A 16,143-nucleotide genomic window follows, 5' to 3' on the forward strand; every position below is an offset into this window, starting at 1 on the left:
TCTACAAAGTTTATAACCTGTAGGGCCAGCTTCATAACCAACAAGGACCGGTTCTTCAGAGCCTGTCGTTTTTATAACGGATTTTATGTAATTGATTGCATTTTTTGAATCCGCTTCACTTTTATGTTCTGCGAAAAAACAGTCTTCTTCTTTTGAATAAGCGCAGTAAGAATAAGAACTCTTGTGGACATCAATTCCAATGTAAATTATACTATTCATGTAGTGTCTCCTTTTTGCATGAGGTAATGTCATGCTTTGTTTTGTTATAATTAAGAGTATTAGACTAAATCCTCGATTTTTGCAAACCTGTGAGGCACTACATATTGTTCTGTTTGCCTACGCAGCTAATAATCCGGTACACTATATAGACCCTACAGGTATGTGGTCCGATAAAATGGAAGCAGCTATTGACAATCATATATCAGAAGCTTATGAAGCAGGAACAAATGATTGTGATGCTTGGACTCAAAAAGTTGAAAAAGAAGCCCATCCAGATTCTAATCTTAGTGAGAAGTGGGGGGATGCATCAAAGACAAATGCATCTGGACATCGTGAAAATTTAAAAGACTCTTTGTCTGACAATATGTCGCTTGGAACAAATATTGTAATACAAACTCAAAAATCTAAATCAACACCTAATCATGTATTGATAGCCTGTCTGAATGAAGATGGTACTGTAGATGTTGCAGAGTGCACTAAGTATCCATGTGATAAATCCTTAAAAGATACAATGCCGGGTGGTTATTCGGAAAAGTTTTCATATGCTTCTGAAGATGAATTTAAAAATGACGGGTGGGGAAAACTAGAATTCTATTCCTTAGGAGATGCTGATGACTATGTTCAGAAATCTCAAAATCAGACCTCTGAAAATACTCCCCAAAAAACACCACAAGAGAAAATGCTAGATATGTATTATAAGCATCACTAATAATTTAGAGGAATTAATTTGCTTTATGACACAAAAAATTAAATTATTTATAATTTCATTGTTTTTTTTCTTAGGATGCAATAAAGCTGCAATTACAAATAATGAGAATCAGTTATACAGAATAAAAATTTCCGGAAAGTGGGGATTTATTAATTATAATGGTGATATTAAAATTCCATGCATATATAAAAATGAAACAGATTTTATAAATGGAATTGCTTTGGTTGATGATGGATATGAATCTTATTATATCAATACAGAGCAAAAAAAAGTACAGGGATTAAAAGAACTAAAATATAGCTCTGATGTATATAAAAACTATATAACCGATAATATAGAGCCTGATTATATACCAAAAGGATATATGTTGAGTTGTGATAATTCTTATATCGGTGAAAAAATGTTTACTGTTTCAAAAAAAGACAATGATGAACTTGTAGGCATTATGAATAAAACTGGAGATATTATTGTTGAACCTAAGTTTTATGATATTGGAATCTTTAAAAATGGAATGGCTCCTTTTAAGTATGGACATAACGGCATTGATGGCTATATTCGAAAGGATGGCATGATTTTTGATTATTCAAAGTAGTAGAACTTACTTATGAACACACTGCATCTAGTGTGTTCAACATTGATGAAAACGCTGTTTCTTAGTCCTACAAATACAAATTTGCAGGACTAAGAGAAGAATTGACTGATTTATAGCCGTAAAAAGGCCTTTTTTAAGTGAATATGACAGGTTTGAACCGAAAAAAAACTTGCTCTAAAACAAAAAGCAGGATTTTATACACTATTTTGATATAGAAAATTATTCGGTTTTTCTTATTAAAATTATCGTAAATCTGAGGAGGAAATAAACTAATGAAAAAATATTATCTAATAAGTTTTTTATTATTAACTATTTGTATGGATGCTCATTCTATATCAGATAGAATTCAATTACCCGATGGCTCATTCTACCAAGGAGAAATAGAAAATAATCTTTTTAATGGAAAAGGTAAACAAATATTTCCTGATGGATCATATTATGAGGGGGATTTTAAGGATGGATTATATAATGGTACAGGAAAATATGTTAATAGCATATTTTCATATTCAGGTGATTTCGTTAATGGCAGAATGACTGGAAAATGCAAATATCAATATTTTGACGGAAGTAGCTATGAAGGGGATATAAAAGATGGAATATTTAATGGAAAAGGAAAACAATTATTATCTAATGGGAATACATATATTGGTGATTTTTTAAATGGTAAACCAGATGGTAATGGATTTTACGTTTTAGCAAATGGAGATACATATACAGGTCATTTTTCAAATGGTGATTTTAATGGAAAGGGTGTATATTCATTTGCAAATGGTCAAAAATACATTGGTAATTTTTCTAATGGATTTTTTGAAGGTGAAGGAACATTTATTTATGCCAATGGAAAAACAAAGAAGGGTATCTATAAAAATGGATATTTAATTGGTAAGAAAAAAGTTGAAATAAATCTTTCTACTGCATTGCTTATTTTTATATTTATTCTATCTAATTGTTTTTGGCTTATTAAAATAAAAAAAATGAAAAAATAGACCTACACAAATTTGATATATGTATAGGTTTTCCTTATTCCACCAAATAGCAATTAGTTTGAGTAATAATAAAACTGATTGATTTATAGCATAAAAAAGACCTTTGCGACCTTGAACTGTCAATTTTTGAGTCGGAAGAACTTATAAAATGGGTAGATTGTTCAGTAGTACCGATTTCAAATCTGATTTATTTATAGCTAAGTTAAATCACTTCAAAAACTTGTAGAATCCCCTGAACGGATCTTCCCTCATTCGGCATTCGTCCCCGATTTCTAAAAGCAGTCCTCCGCTTGCCGCGCTTTCTTCCCACATGGGAAGTTCACGCCCCAAAGTGTCATTTCCGTTAGGATTTCCTGTTTTCACAAAGTTTATCCAGTAAGAGGACATTATTTCTTCAATTTCAAAATCTTTTTCGCTGTAATACTTGTTTCGCGGCACGTTTCTGTAAGCATAAATCATTTCACCAGAATGGTTGGAACCGATGCTTCCGTTTTCCCGTGAAAAATAATATTCCCAGACCGGCCTTCCCTGGGCAGCAACAGTCTTTGTCCATTTATCATGTGGCTTTGTAAAGCACCAGGCAGAAAAGATGTCGTTATATAAGGTCTTTGCTTCCCTGTCATTTTTGACAGGATATTTTTCAAAAAATTCTTCTGTCCTGTCTTTAAAAGTCGGTCTCATCATTTCCGGAAGAGACTTTGCAGTTACCTTTGTAAAGAAGGTAAAAGCTGCTCCTTCATTTTTATTAAAGCCGTTCAAAAGCGCTTCTTCGTGATTGAGCCCTTTCCTGTAAGTTTCGTAAGGCTTTTCTACCAGCGCGTAGCCGTCCACCGTCATCGAATTGTGGTCATAGCGGCTTTTCAAAAGTTTCTTTGCCGGAATCTTTCTGAGCTCCTCTATGCTTTTTACTCCAAACTCAGCCTTTACGTCTTCTCCCATTTTCAATGCCGCCTCCATCGTTCGGAAGGTGTGGGGAGGAGTTTCTTCTACAATCGAAGAGCTTTCCGCGATGGCGCGCCGGAAGGTCCCTTTAGTCAAAGGGCTTGCACATAGCGCATTGACAGATGATGACCCTGCGGATTCCCCCGCAATCGTGATGTTATTTTCATCACCCCAAAATGCCCTTATATTCTTGCGGACCCAGTCCAGGGCTTTTATCTGGTCTAAGAGCCCGTAGTTTCCCGTCGTTCCGTGAGGGCTTTCTTCCCTAAGTTCAGAATCTGCCAGGTAGCCGAAAATTCCTACCCGGTAGGCAATGGTAACGACAATAATTCCCTCTTTTGCAAGATTTTCTCCGTCATAACTTTCGTACCAGCTCTGTCCGCTGTTTAAACTGCCCCCGTGAATGTAAACAAGCACAGGAAGCGGCTCAGAAGCCTTAGAATCAGCGGGCTTCCATACGTTCAGATAAAGGCAGTCTTCACTCATAGGTGCCTTATAGGTTCTGCTCTTTTTCTGATGTGTATAAGCGTTATATAAAAAGTTCAGGAATCGTCCCAGCTGATTCTGCATTGCCATTGGCGCAAAATGATCTGCCTTGTAAACTCCCTCCCAGGGAATTACGTCCTGTGGCTCTTTCCAGCGTAAGTCTCCCACTGGAGGAGCCGCAAAAGGAATGCCCGCAAAAATTTCAACACTTTTATCTTTATTCCAGATTCCCTGTATATCTCCGCCACTTACGTGAATGATCTTTGTCTCATGTGGATTTTTTTCATTTACAGGTTTTGCAGCGTTTTTTGTAGTCGCACAGGAACTCAGCGCCAGAGAACTAAACGTAAGAATTATAAAAACAGAAATAATAATCGTAATTTTCATACGAATCAAAATTATAACATAGAAAAGCAGAAGTGTGGTTAAATAAAAAACACGAATCCTCACATCCGTGAAAATCCGTGTTTATCCGTGTCAGAAAAACTATCTGTGTTTATCTGTGTCCATACGCATTCGTCAAGGCACGCTTCGCTTAAAGCCTTGACAAACGCGTTTGACGGGTGGCTAATACATTATCCACCCGTCATCTGTGGCTATTAACCAAAGAATCCTTTAGCCTTCAAAAGTTCTGCGTTCAAAATACCGCCGAGTGCTGCTCCGCGTTTTGTGTTGTGGCTGAGCGCTACAAACTTAACGTCGAATACGTTACATGGGCGAAGACGTCCGATAACGCAGGCCATTCCCTTTTCAGTCTCGCGGTCACGGCGTGGCTGAGGGCGGTTTTCTTCGTGGCGAACAACAATCGGATGCTCTGGTGCGCTAGGAAGCTTAAGCTCCTGTGGCACTGAAGTATAAGAAGTCCAGATTTTTTCAATTTCTTCAAGGCTTGGTTTTTTGTCATCAGGCAAATCAAATTCAAGACTTACACAAGCTGTATGTCCGTCTACTACAGGTACACGTGTACAAGTAGAAGAAACGATAGGGTAAGAAGCGTTTTCAATCTTTCCGTCTTTTACAGTACCCAAAATCTTAAGGCATTCTTTTTCAGTCTTTTCTTCTTCACCGCCAATAAACGGAACGATGTTATCAATCATATCGAATGAAGAAACTCCAGGGTATCCTGCACCAGAGGTAGCCTGAAGAGTTGTAACAATCATTCTTTTGATTGGGTAGCCGGCCTGAATAAGAGCGTGAATAGGCATCATGTATGTCTGCAAAGAACAGTTAGGTTTTACTGCAATAAAGCCCTTGTCCCAGCCGTGATGTTTTTTCTGTTCTGCAATTACATCAAGGTGAGCGTAGTTGATTTCCGGTACCAGCATTGGAACATCTTCTGTCCAGCGGTTAGCAGATGCGTTAGAAACTACCGGGATTCCTTCAGCGGCATAAGCAGCTTCCAGAGCTTTGATTTCATCTTTTCCCATTTCCAAAGCAGAGAAAACGAATGAACATTTTCCAATGGCTTTCTTTTCATCATTTGCGTCTTCTACGATGAGGTTTGCAACGCCTGCCGGAATATCAGAACCAATCAACCAGCGGTTTTTTACAGCTTCACAGTAAGGTTTTCCAGCCGAACGTGGAGAAGCTGCAACATAAGTAACTTCAAACCATGGATGATCTTCCAGCAATTTAATATATCTCTGGCCTACCATACCAGTAGCACCTAATACACCAACTTTAATTTTATCTGCCATATCCTTATCTCCTTTTTTTTAGGTGTTAGGTTCCAGGTTTCAGGTTTTAGGAGGGGGATGCCTTCCCCTGGCTCGCACTTTGTTGCTCGCCACCCCTTCTCCTAGGAGCTACGCCCCTAAAACCCTAGCACCTATAACCTAGCACCTATAACCTATTATAAACCACAATCCTTAATAGCCTGCTCAATCTGCTTCTTAGCAGCGTCGTTTACCTCTACCAGAGGCAATCTCAAAGCGCCTGCAGCCATTCCCTTTACGTTCATTGCATATTTAATAGAAGAAGGGTTTCCGTCGCAGAATTCAGCCTTGAAGAAAGGCGCAAGACGATAATGAATCTCGCGGGCCTTTACAAAATCGCCTGAAAGACCGGCTGCTGCCAGATCATGCATCAAGGCTGGAATCATGTTAGAAGCAACAGAAATAATTCCGTCTCCGCCAGCTGCAATCAAAGGTAAAGTCAAACCGTCATCTCCGCTCAATACAGCAAAGTCCGGATTTTTAGCCTTAACCTGACCGATTACTTCCATCATCTGTGCAACAGAACCGCTTGCCTCTTTTACGCCGGCAATATTAGGAAGTTCAGCAATACGGGCAAGCAAATCAGTAGGAATATTCAATCCTGTGCGTCCTGCAATGTTGTAAACGATGATTGGAATTCCAACCTTCGAAACTGCCGCAAAGTGCTGGTAGATACCTTCTTTTGAAGGCTTGTTATAGTAAGGAGTTACGACCAAAGCAGCATCAGCTCCTGCTTTTTTAGCGCGTTCACAGTACATAACTGCATCTCGAGTGTTGTTCGAGCCTGCACCCAAAATTACAGGGATTTTTTTACCAGATTTTTTTTCAAAGGCTCGTACTTCTTCGAATACGATTTCAATAATTTTGTCCTCTTCCTGACCTGGACGCTCGTCCAAAGTAGGAGTTTCTGCAGTGGTTCCAAGAGGTACAAGGCCGTCAATTCCCTGCTCAAGCTGGTATTTGACATTTTTTCTGAAGCCCTCGTAGTCAACTGAACCATCATTGTTCATCGGCGTAATCAGCGCCGTAAAAGCACCCTTAAAAATGTTCATGGTAAATCTCCTGTGTAGATGATTTTTTTCTTGCAAAATACTATTATATTTTTACGGTTAATTCAATTATATTGAATAAATTAAGTAGAATTAAATTTCTGAAACGGGGTTGAATTTTTGGCACGCAGATTATTTCTTCTTTTTTCTATATTAATGATGATGTCCTCAGTCGCACACAGTCAAAATCTCAACCCGTCCGAAAGCGCCCCTTCCCAGGATGCCAGCCTAAGCGCTCCTTCGGAATCCCTTCCAAACCAGAACGGCCCTGTAATCTCAAAAATTTCTTTTATAGGTTTAAAACGCACCAAAGAGTCTTTCCTCCAGGATTCCCTTAAATCCTATATAGGAAAGCGTTACAATTCAAAATCAAAAAGCAATCTTGAATCAGATTTACAGGCGATGAATCTTTTTTCTTCAATAGAGTTTTCTTCATCCTTTACCGATGGCGGCACTGTAGAACTTAATATCAATGTAAAGGAAAAAATCGCCTTTATTCCTCTTCCTTTTGCAATGTATTCTTCATCAACCGGTTTTATGGTGGGTGGCTTTGTAATGGACATGAATGCCGGCGGTCAGAAGGATATGTTTGTTACAGGTCTTCTCTGGTCACCGAATAACACAATGGTCCTGGGACTTTATTCCCACGCGCCAAGAATCGGGGCGCCAGGCTTCAGAGTTCATGCTTCTGCCAGCAAACAGAACGCCTTCTTTAGAAATGCAGAGGGCGACGAACTCTTAAAAATAGAAAACTTTAATGCCGGTCTTGGAACTGCAATTTTATTCAAGCTGGACCGCTATAATAATCTAGACTGCGGTCTTACTTATCAGGGCTTTTTTCCTTATGACACGGACGTTCACCCTGACGCTTACCGCCGCAATAAATTCGGGGCAAACACCGGCTGGAAAATTTCTGACCAGAACTGGAACGGAGTTTTTCTTTCAGAAACTTCTTTCGGCCTAAATGGCGGTCTTTATATAGATACAAAAGCTCACCTTACAGAAAGTCTTTCGGCCAGCGTAAAAGTTCAGCAGCCTTTGATTCCAAAATTAAGGCTTAATGTCCTTTCGGGAGCTGGAATTGTTTTCAACGGCCTTATAACAGATAACCTTCAGAAGGGAACTGCCTGCGTCACAATTCTTGATGATAAATTTTCATCTCCAAAAATTGCAGGCGCCGCTTCAGGCTTGGAATTTGCTGTTTTCCAGCACAGAAAAATCGGAACAATTTCCATCTACGGAAACTATGAGTTTGTCTTTGCCCAGGAATTTGATGACAGCCTTTTGTTCTGCCAGGGCTTTAATGTGGGTTCAAAAGTTTATCTTTCAGGCCTTGCCTTTCCGGCAGTCAGCATGGGACTTGCCTATAACGCAACAAAAAATAAATTTTACTTTGCGGGAAGCTTCGGTGTGAGTTTCTAGCCGCTCAGTCCAATAAAAAAGTGAGGATAAAATGTCAGGAAATAGTTTTGGTTCAGTTTTTAGAGTTACAACTTTTGGTGAAAGTCACGGAGCTGCTCTTGGCTGCGTGATTGACGGCTGCCCTGCCGGGGTAAAAATTGACCGCGATTTTATTCAGGCTGCCTTAAACCGCCGCCGTCCCGGTGCCTGGGGAGAGCAGGGCTTAAACGCTTCTGTTACTGCCCGCAAGGAAGCTGACGAAGTTGAAATTCTTTCCGGCCTTTTTGAAGGCCGTTCAACAGGCACACCGATTTCACTTTTAATCAGAAATACTTCCCAGCATTCAAAGGACTATTCAAATATTGCCGCCTCTTACCGTCCCGGCCACGCCGATTTTACCTACGATGCAAAATACGGCTTCCGTGATTACCGGGGAGGGGGACGTTCAAGCGGCCGCGAAACAGCTGCCCGTGTTGCAGCCGGGGCAGTTGCCGCATGCCTTACTTCGCTTTCCGGCATAAAAGTTACCGCCTACACAATCGAAGCTGCCGGAATCAAGGCAGAAAAACGTGATCTTAGTCAAATAGAAAAAAATCCACTTCGTGCCCCGGATGGAGACTCTGCCCTTAAAATGAACGAAGCCATCGAAAAACTCCGCTCAGAAGGCGACTCAGCCGGCGGAATTATAGAATGCCTTGTAGAAGGCTGTCCTGCCGGTCTTGGCGAGCCCGTTTTTGACAAACTGGACGCTCTTCTTGCCCACGCCATGCTTTCAATCGGCGCAGTAAAAGGAATTGAGTTTGGTGACGGCTTTGAAGCTGCCCGTTCTACTGGCAGTACTAACAATGACGCCATGCACGCAGAAAACGGCGCCCCTGTCTTTGATACCAACCACGCCGGAGGAATTTTAGGCGGCATTTCAAACGGAAATAAAATCATTTTCCGCGTAGCCGTAAAGCCTGTTCCAAGCATTTTTAAGCCTCAGAATACAGTCCGCCACGAGGGTGACAGCCTTGTATCTTCTCAGCTTCAGATTCAGGGCCGCCACGACGTATGCCTCTGCCCGCGAATTGTTCCCGTTATTGAAGCCATGGCTCAGCTTGTCCTTGCCGACCTGCTTTTGCAAAATCGCTCTTCAAAGGTTGATTTTTAAAGATGATTACCGGCAATATTACTCCAAAGTCTTTCCCTGATTCATTACCCCAAAAACCTGCTAAAAAACTTGCAGTCCGCCTTGGGGTTATAGGCATCCTCCTCCTTGCCAGCTTCGCCCTTTTCACTGCAATCCGTTCTAATCAGTTTGCAAAACTTACATCTGCCCGTGTCCTGACTTCTGACGAATGTCTTTTGTTACAGTCAGAGCTTCAGACCCGCTATGCGTCTCAATATCAGATTTTAAAATCTCTTCCATATAATTTAGGCTCCCGAAACCTTGATGTTCGCGCAGAGTCTGCAATCTTAATTGATACAGCAAACGGCTGCATCCTGTATCAGAAAAATGCTGACGAGGTTATTCCTCCTGCCAGCATGACAAAGCTTTTTTCAATGTATCTTGTTGAAGAAGAAGTACGCAAAGGCCGTTTTTCCTATGACCAGATAATTCCCCTTCCGCCGGAAAGCTGGGCCTGCAATATGCCGCCTCACTCTTCCCTTATGTTCCTTGGAGAAGGGCAGAAGGTCACTCTTGAAGAACTGCTGCTTGGTCTTTCAATCTGTTCGGGAAATGATGCCGCCTATGCTCTTGCCTATGCCACCTGCGGCAATATGGAAAATTTTGTTGACGGCATGAATCAGATTGCTTACGATTTGAATCTTCCTCATACTTTTTTTGAAGAAAGTTCCGGTTACAGCGAAAAAAATACAACTACAGCTTATGAAATGGCTTCCTTTTGCCGTGTATATTTAAAAAATCATCCTCAGTCGCTTAAGAAGTTTCATTCAGTCCGTGATTTTAAATATCCGAAAGAAAAAAATCTTGCTCCCGGCGACAAACTGCAGCCACAGGATTTTTCACAGGGCTTACCCCGCCATATCACCATGTCGATTTACCAGCAGAATACAAATCCTCTTCTAGGAAAGCTTGAAGGCTGTGACGGTCTAAAAACCGGTTACATCGACGAAAGCGGCTATAATCTTTCCCTTACAGCAGAGCGAAACGGCACCCGCTTCCTTTCTGTAACCATGAAAGGGCCCGGTTCTAACACTGCCGAAGGTCAGGCTGGCCGCGTCCACGACGGCAGTGAACTTATGGAGTGGGCATTTTCAAATTTCTTTAATTACGATCTTCCTCAGGAATGTCTTCAGATTTTTACAAAAATCTACGGTTATAAAGAAAAGTCTCTTAATTTAATCTCTGCCTGGAATGATGCCGTAACAATTCCCTTTATTGCAGGTCAAAGCCTTGATGAGTGCAGGGGACTTGTTACTGCTCAGATTAATCTTACAAATCAGAAAGAATATCCATCTAAAATTGCCGCGGGCCAGGTTCTTGGAAATATTGCCATAAAAGTCGGCGAAACAGAATTGTGTCAAATCCCTCTCGTCAGCGACCGTTCCGTTCAAAAATCAAATATCTTCGTTCGAGCCGCAGACTGCCTTATAAGAAAATAGCCGCAGATAAACGCAGATGAGACACAGATTTGCAATGGTCGTAATGCAACTTATTCTCTCTAAATACCCGTAAACATTGCCTAACTTGCGCTAAAGCGCAAGTCGTATAATCATCTGTGAATATCTGTGTCCCATCTGTGGCTATAAAAAAAAGACCGCCTGAAAAGGCAGTCTTCTGTTGCGGTGCGCATAGTCGCACCGCTTGAGCCGTTTTCATGTAGAACCTAAACGTCGCTGAAATCAGCTTGATTAGCCCTTCGGGCTAACGACCCGCTGTCGCAGCTCGGTTTTTAACGGTTCTGCTATTATCGGCTAGTCGAGAGCGTGACCTGCAGATCCAAGTACGTCTTTACATTTGTGCATGTACATCTTCTTGAGTTCGTCGCGGGCTGGTGTCAGGTACTGACGTGGGTCGAAGTCACCAGGGTGCTCAACAAAGTGGCGGCGGATAGCAGCTGTCATAGCAAGACGTCCGTCTGAGTCGATGTTGATTTTGCAAACTGCAGATTTAGCAGCCTTGCGGAGCTGTTCTTCTGGAATACCAACTGAATCAGGGATTTTTCCGCCGTACTGTTCGATGATTTTTACGTATTCTACTGGAACTGAAGAAGATCCGTGAAGTACGATTGGGAAACCAGGAAGTTTCTTTTCAATAGCTTCGAGAACGTCGAAAGCCAGTGGAGGTGGAATAAGAACACCGTCAGCAGTGCGTGTACACTGTTCTGGAGTGAACTTACAGCGTCCGTGTGATGTACCGATAGAAATAGCAAGAGAGTCACATCCTGTTTTTGATGTGAAGTCGATTACTTCTTCTGGTTTTGTATATTTTGATTCTTCAGCAGCAACGTCATCTTCTACACCACCAAGAACACCAAGTTCAGCTTCTACTGTAACATCGTGTGCGTGAGCGTATTCAACAACTTTCTTTGTCAAAGCTACGTTTTCATCATAAGGAAGAGCAGAACCGTCGATCATAACTGATGAGAATCCGTTATCGATACAGTCTTTTGCTACTTCAAAGCTTGGACCGTGGTCAAGGTGAAGAGCGATAGGAATATCACATCCCAGTTCGTGTGCATATTCTACAGCACCGCGAGCCATGTTACGAAGGATGTTTGCATTTGCATAAGCGCGTGCGCCTTTTGAAACCTGAAGGATAACAGGAGACTTAGCTTCAACACAAGCCATAATGATAGCCTGCATCTGTTCCATATTGTTGAAGTTGAATGCTGGGATAGCATATCCGCCTTTCATAGCCTTTGCAAACATATCGCGTGTGTTTACAAGACCAAGATCTTTGTAATTAACGTTAGCCATATTACTTCCTTTCTTTAGGCAATTATTGCCTGAGATTTATTTAATGCATTATAAAATTAACAAGGATTTTGTTCAATGAAAGTTTTTTATATAGATACTTTTTTTTATATTTGACAAAGATAATTATAGAAAATATAATTTAATTAGTAATTAATTTGTGATATTATGCCGATATTACAAAGGGGACGTTAATGTCCATATCGGAATGATATAAGATTCAAGGAGTATTGCATGAAAAGGGGACTTAAAGTCTTAGTTGGTCTTGCATGTTTTTTTGTCATTGGTTTACCTGCTTTCAGTCAGCCAAGTGCCAAAAGTCTTGCTACAGTATTGATGGACGATTTTGATTCTGTTGGCGCACAGGATTATCTGTATGCTGGACAGAAATACAGCTGGGAATGGGGTGTACAGGCCAGCCGCTTTGTGGCTGATGGTTTCCCTAAATTGGAATATTTTAATGGTATTTCAAATTCATTGGCAGTGCTTAAACGTGGTATGGACGGAGAGCGCAAGTGTCTTGGTGTTCAGGTTTCATACAAACGAAAAGGCGATAACTGGTTTGAAGTTTTCCCTACAAAAGATGATAAAGCATTTGAGCCTGTATTCCAGGGAACTGTAAATACAGTTGATTTCTGGGTATGGGGTGCAAACTATAATTACTATCTTGAAATGCTTGTACGTGATGCAAACGGTACAGTACATGTTCTTAAGGTAGGAAGTCTTGCTTTCTCTGGATGGAGAAATATCGTTGTAAAAATCCCTGGATGGCTCTGTCAGCATTCAAAGCTCCGCTCAGGTCCTCCAAACATGACTTTTGTAGGATTTAGAATTCGTTCGGATGCCGGTGAGTTCGTAGATGATTACGCTATCTTCTTTGATGAACTCAAGTATACTACTAATACTCTTTCTGACATTTATGATGGTTATGACCTTCGTGATGTTTTTGAAAGTGCCGTTGATTCTGAAAGCAGTGATGAAGTTAAGGATGGTGAATAATGAAAAGGTTGTTAGCTCTTTGTTCAGTTGCAGTTTTGTTTGCTGGAATTTCATTTGCTCAGAATACAAGTTTGGGTGATCCAGATCCAGAAAATGTTGGTGCTGATTCAGCAATGGCATCTTTGCGCGAAGTATCTGTAGATAAGTTCGAGCGCGAAGGTTCATGGAATGTTCATATTTCATCTGATGACGGTGTAATCCGCGGACGTCTTTTTCAGGGTAGCCCAATTATGAAAGAGCCTTTGGAAGAAGATGAAGGTAAAGAAGAAGATGATGCACAGGTATACGGTGTAAAAGTTTCTTTCTTCCGCCGTGGTATCAACTCCTTTACAATTAAATCTGGTCGTCCAATGCCAATTGAAGGAACTGTAAAAACAATTTCTTTGTGGGTTTGTGGACGTAATCAGCAGCATGATATGTATGTTCTTGTTCAGGATTATTTTGGAAGCAACTTTGAACTTTACCTTGGTAATCTTGGATTCAGCGGCTGGAAGAAACTTACTTGTGTAGTTCCTCCAAGTCCTGATGGAGAGCATGGTATCGTTCAGGCTAACGCTTACTTTGGTGATAAGCCTGGTCTTAGAATTATTGGTTTCCGCGTAGACTGTAACCCAGTTCAGGCAAAAGGAAACTTCTACATGTATCTTGATGATTTGAGAGCTGTAACAGACTTGTACGATATCGAAAATCATGATGAAGATGATATGGTAGATAACTGGTAATATAAACCTTGAATAAAAAAAAGCGGCTTTAGAGCCGCTTTTTTTTATGCCTGAATGACTTTTTTGTAGTAATGGCTTTTATTTTCTGTTTTTGTTTCTGAGATAAGCTGAATTTTTTTAAGAAACCATATGATAAGGTTTGAGTTATTGTATATTCTTGCAGGGCAAAGTTTTTCTTCTTTCAGTCCTTTTGCAATATCTTTTGCGCAGAATTCTTCCGCTAGTGAAGCTGGGAGTAGTGAAAGGTAATCTTCCGGACTTTTAAAAGTGTGAATTTTATTTATTTCGTTCAGCTTTTTATTTATTTTATTCCAGTCTCTTTTGTATCTTCTTCTGTTATTTTTTGACTGAACAAGACTTTCTTCCTGAACCCTTATTTCAGTTATATCAATTTCCGGAACTTCGAGCGTAAAATTTTTCTCAAATAAAATCTGGTAGATTCCTGCTGCTTCACGAAAAACATCATAAACAGAACCTTTTTTAGAACTGCGGCTTCTTTTTATTATATTTCCATCTTTATCTTTTAATTCAATCTTTTTAGTAATTACAACAGGGTGAACAACTTTTATTTTTAATCCTTTTTCTAAAGTGTCCTTAATTTTGGGAAAAATCTGCTTAAGGTTTTTATTCTGGATTTCAATTATCTCACCGTCTTTTGTGATTATGTCGTAAATGTGCCCGTATTTTTCAACCTCAGTTTTGCCATCTGTCTGGTATGCGTAAAGCTTTTTCAGGGTATTGTGCAGGCTGCTTTCATTTAGAATGGAGAAATTAGACATAATTTTGCTATTAATATTTTTAGTAAATCTGTATCAAGTGATTTTTATAAAAAATGATAATATTTAGTTATTATCGGTAAAAAAATGGATTGACTTTAGAAAATTTTGGTATAAAATGATAGATAAGTGGGAAAAAGTGGTAAAAAGTGGTGTTAAGTGGGTATGAATCTATTAACTGGTGAATACAATAATACGATCGATGAAAAGGGACGTCTCTCATTTCCTGCTAAACTGAGAACGGCTGTAAATCAGAATGTACTTATTGTTACTAAAGGTTCAGAACGCTGCTTATGGCTTTTTACTACGGAAGAATGGGAATCATTTCAGACAAAACTTATGGGTAATGCATCAATGATGAAATCTAAAGACAGACAGATTGTCCGTCACTTTGTTGCTCCAGCCCAGGAAGTAGAGTTTGATAAAAACGGACGACTTTCTATCCCACAGAGCTTGCGCGAATATGCAGGGCTTTCAAAGGACTGTACTGTTTTGGGTATTTCAAAATATATAGAACTTTGGGATTCTGCTGAATATAAAAAGTGCGAAGATGAAAGTTCTGAATCTTTCCAGGAAGCAATGGAAGAATTCAGTGACATCACCTTCTAAATAAAGTTGGGTCAGGAAGTTAGAAAGTTGGAAATTGTTCACACACCTGTTCTTTTGAATGAATGTCTCGAGTATTTGGCGCCGTTGGGGGAACCGTACGAAAATCATGCCGTTATGGTTGATTCAACTACGGGGGAGGGCGGCCATTCTTTTAATTTTCTGACAAAATTTCCTAATCTTGAACTCAACTGTCTTGATGCAGATCCTGTAATTCAGGCTCGTGCTAAAGAGCGTCTTGCGCCTTTTGGAGATCGTGTTCATTTTTACAGCGGCTGGTTTCAGGATTTTTATGCAGATTATCCTTCTGATTTCAAAAAGCCTGATATCATCCTTTTTGATCTTGGAATTTCTGTATTTCATTATGAAAAATCTGAGCGCGGTTTTTCTTTCCGTTATGATGAAAAACTTGATATGCGCCTTAATGAAAATGCAGGCGAGTCTGCAGCTGACCTTGTAAATAATCTTCCGGAAGAAAAGCTTGCTGATTTGATTTACCTCTATGGTGAAGAAAAACTTAGCCGCCGCATTGCAAAGGCAATCTGCGATGCCCGTAACGGCGGAAAAATCGAATCTTCAAAAAATCTTGCAGAAATTATCTGGAATGCAGTGCCTGCAAATTACCGCTATGGTCAGATTCATCCGGCAACAAGAACATTCCAGGCTTTGCGTATTGCCGTAAACGGTGAACTTAAGCGTCTTCCACAGGCTCTTCATAATGCATTTAACTGTCTTAATGTGGGTGGAAAAATGGGAGTTATCACTTTCCATTCCCTTGAAGACAGAATTGTAAAAAATTACTTCAGAAATCTGGGAAAACAGTGTGTTTGTCCGCCGGAAGTTGCTCAGTGCAGATGCGGCGGCAAAGAGTGTGCAGAAATCCTTACCAGAAAACCTGTCTGCCCTTCTGAAGAAGAAATAAAAACTAACAGTCCGTCCAGAAGTGCTAAGCTTCGCGTGGTAAAAAAAATCTGCCAGGCTTCAGATTTCAGGTTGGATGGAGTAATCGGATATTAG

General features: G+C 40.3%; 15 protein-coding genes and 1 pseudogene. 10 read left to right on the plus strand and 6 right to left on the minus strand.

Going from position 1 to position 16,143, the window contains the following annotated elements:
- Positions 1-219 (minus strand): annotated as a pseudogene (locus T530_RS0100005) (IS110 family transposase); the annotation flags it as partial.
- Positions 220-394: 175 nt separating this feature from the next.
- Here T530_RS0100005 and T530_RS0100010 point away from each other — a divergent pair.
- The 3 genes from T530_RS0100010 to T530_RS0100020 all read left to right on the plus strand — a co-directional run bounded on the left by T530_RS0100010 (position 395) and on the right by T530_RS0100020 (position 2,506).
- Entirely contained in the window at positions 395-928 is a 534-nt protein-coding gene (locus tag T530_RS0100010) for a hypothetical protein (protein WP_156011470.1), read from the plus strand.
- A 25-nt stretch (positions 929-953) separates the two neighbouring features.
- Positions 954-1,520 carry a WG repeat-containing protein gene (locus T530_RS0100015; RefSeq protein WP_027727241.1) on the plus strand — a complete coding sequence of 189 codons (567 nt, stop codon included), beginning with the start codon at positions 954-956 and terminating at the stop codon, positions 1,518-1,520.
- A 272-nt stretch (positions 1,521-1,792) separates the two neighbouring features.
- Positions 1,793-2,506: an MORN repeat-containing protein gene (locus tag T530_RS0100020; RefSeq protein WP_027727242.1), complete on the plus strand. Its 714-nt coding sequence runs from the start codon at positions 1,793-1,795 to the stop codon at positions 2,504-2,506.
- A 207-nt stretch (positions 2,507-2,713) separates the two neighbouring features.
- Here T530_RS0100020 and T530_RS13050 read toward each other — a convergent pair whose 3' ends face one another.
- From T530_RS13050 to dapA, 3 genes are all read right to left on the minus strand, one after another.
- Positions 2,714-4,321 (minus strand): carboxylesterase/lipase family protein, encoded by a 1,608-nt coding sequence (locus T530_RS13050; RefSeq protein WP_051537668.1) that lies wholly within the window; start codon positions 4,319-4,321, stop codon positions 2,714-2,716.
- A 212-nt stretch (positions 4,322-4,533) separates the two neighbouring features.
- Positions 4,534-5,631, minus strand: a complete 1,098-nt coding sequence (asd, locus tag T530_RS0100030) for an aspartate-semialdehyde dehydrogenase (RefSeq protein WP_027727243.1) — start codon at positions 5,629-5,631, stop codon at positions 4,534-4,536.
- Positions 5,632-5,786: 155 nt separating this feature from the next.
- Positions 5,787-6,701: a 4-hydroxy-tetrahydrodipicolinate synthase gene (gene dapA / locus T530_RS0100035; protein WP_027727244.1), complete on the minus strand. Its 915-nt coding sequence runs from the start codon at positions 6,699-6,701 to the stop codon at positions 5,787-5,789.
- 159 nt (positions 6,702-6,860) lie between these two features.
- Here dapA and T530_RS0100040 point away from each other — a divergent pair, with 159 nt between their 5' ends.
- The 3 genes from T530_RS0100040 to T530_RS13055 are packed head-to-tail and all read left to right on the plus strand — an operon-like array spanning position 6,861 to position 10,709.
- On the plus strand, positions 6,861-8,120 hold the full coding sequence (locus T530_RS0100040) for a POTRA domain-containing protein (RefSeq protein WP_038073175.1): 1,260 nt from the start codon (positions 6,861-6,863) through the stop codon (positions 8,118-8,120).
- Positions 8,121-8,151: 31 nt separating this feature from the next.
- Positions 8,152-9,252: a chorismate synthase gene (gene aroC, locus T530_RS0100045; protein ID WP_027727246.1), complete on the plus strand. Its 1,101-nt coding sequence runs from the start codon at positions 8,152-8,154 to the stop codon at positions 9,250-9,252.
- 2 nt (positions 9,253-9,254) lie between these two features.
- On the plus strand, positions 9,255-10,709 hold the full coding sequence (locus tag T530_RS13055) for a D-alanyl-D-alanine carboxypeptidase family protein (RefSeq protein ID WP_051537671.1): 1,455 nt from the start codon (positions 9,255-9,257) through the stop codon (positions 10,707-10,709).
- A gap of 312 nt (positions 10,710-11,021) precedes the next feature.
- Here T530_RS13055 and T530_RS0100055 read toward each other — a convergent pair whose 3' ends face one another.
- Positions 11,022-12,026 carry a class II fructose-bisphosphate aldolase gene (locus T530_RS0100055; RefSeq protein WP_027727247.1) on the minus strand — a complete coding sequence of 335 codons (1,005 nt, stop codon included), beginning with the start codon at positions 12,024-12,026 and terminating at the stop codon, positions 11,022-11,024.
- 231 nt (positions 12,027-12,257) lie between these two features.
- Between T530_RS0100055 and T530_RS0100060 the strand changes: the two genes are divergently transcribed.
- Both T530_RS0100060 and T530_RS0100065 read left to right on the plus strand, forming a co-directional pair.
- Positions 12,258-13,022: a flagellar filament outer layer protein FlaA gene (locus T530_RS0100060; RefSeq protein WP_027727248.1), complete on the plus strand. Its 765-nt coding sequence runs from the start codon at positions 12,258-12,260 to the stop codon at positions 13,020-13,022.
- Complete coding sequence (locus tag T530_RS0100065; protein ID WP_027727249.1) at positions 13,022-13,744, plus strand: flagellar filament outer layer protein FlaA; 723 nt, start codon at positions 13,022-13,024, stop codon at positions 13,742-13,744. Before T530_RS0100060 ends, T530_RS0100065 begins: the two co-directional genes overlap by 1 nt.
- A 44-nt stretch (positions 13,745-13,788) precedes the next feature.
- Here T530_RS0100065 and T530_RS0100070 read toward each other — a convergent pair whose 3' ends face one another.
- Positions 13,789-14,523, minus strand: coding sequence for a hypothetical protein (locus T530_RS0100070; protein WP_027727250.1), 735 nt, complete (start codon positions 14,521-14,523; stop codon positions 13,789-13,791).
- Positions 14,524-14,685: 162 nt separating this feature from the next.
- On the opposite strand from T530_RS0100070, the gene mraZ reads away from it, so the two are divergent.
- A complete protein-coding gene (gene mraZ / locus T530_RS0100075) occupies positions 14,686-15,129 on the plus strand; it encodes a division/cell wall cluster transcriptional repressor MraZ (protein ID WP_009105828.1) in 444 nt (147 codons plus the stop codon).
- Positions 15,130-15,156: 27 nt separating this feature from the next.
- Positions 15,157-16,143, plus strand: a complete 987-nt coding sequence (rsmH, locus tag T530_RS0100080; protein WP_009105829.1) for a 16S rRNA (cytosine(1402)-N(4))-methyltransferase RsmH — start codon at positions 15,157-15,159, stop codon at positions 16,141-16,143.

The sequence above is a fragment of the Treponema sp. C6A8 genome, from assembly GCF_000619925.1.
GTDB lineage: Bacteria > Spirochaetota > Spirochaetia > Treponematales > Treponemataceae > Treponema_D.

Coding starts and splice junctions, on each gene's coding strand:
- T530_RS0100010 (WP_156011470.1), top strand. CDS start 395: ATGGAAGCAGCTATTGACAATCATATATCAGAAGCTTATGAAGCAGGA.
- T530_RS0100015 (WP_027727241.1), top strand. CDS start 954: ATGACACAAAAAATTAAATTATTTATAATTTCATTGTTTTTTTTCTTA.
- T530_RS0100020 (WP_027727242.1), top strand. CDS start 1,793: ATGAAAAAATATTATCTAATAAGTTTTTTATTATTAACTATTTGTATG.
- T530_RS13050 (WP_051537668.1), bottom strand. CDS start 4,321: ATGAAAATTACGATTATTATTTCTGTTTTTATAATTCTTACGTTTAGT.
- asd (WP_027727243.1), bottom strand. CDS start 5,631: ATGGCAGATAAAATTAAAGTTGGTGTATTAGGTGCTACTGGTATGGTA.
- dapA (WP_027727244.1), bottom strand. CDS start 6,701: ATGAACATTTTTAAGGGTGCTTTTACGGCGCTGATTACGCCGATGAAC.
- T530_RS0100040 (WP_038073175.1), top strand. CDS start 6,861: ATGTCCTCAGTCGCACACAGTCAAAATCTCAACCCGTCCGAAAGCGCC.
- aroC (WP_027727246.1), top strand. CDS start 8,152: ATGTCAGGAAATAGTTTTGGTTCAGTTTTTAGAGTTACAACTTTTGGT.
- T530_RS13055 (WP_051537671.1), top strand. CDS start 9,255: ATGATTACCGGCAATATTACTCCAAAGTCTTTCCCTGATTCATTACCC.
- T530_RS0100055 (WP_027727247.1), bottom strand. CDS start 12,026: ATGGCTAACGTTAATTACAAAGATCTTGGTCTTGTAAACACACGCGAT.
- T530_RS0100060 (WP_027727248.1), top strand. CDS start 12,258: ATGAAAAGGGGACTTAAAGTCTTAGTTGGTCTTGCATGTTTTTTTGTC.
- T530_RS0100065 (WP_027727249.1), top strand. CDS start 13,022: ATGAAAAGGTTGTTAGCTCTTTGTTCAGTTGCAGTTTTGTTTGCTGGA.
- T530_RS0100070 (WP_027727250.1), bottom strand. CDS start 14,523: ATGTCTAATTTCTCCATTCTAAATGAAAGCAGCCTGCACAATACCCTG.
- mraZ (WP_009105828.1), top strand. CDS start 14,686: ATGAATCTATTAACTGGTGAATACAATAATACGATCGATGAAAAGGGA.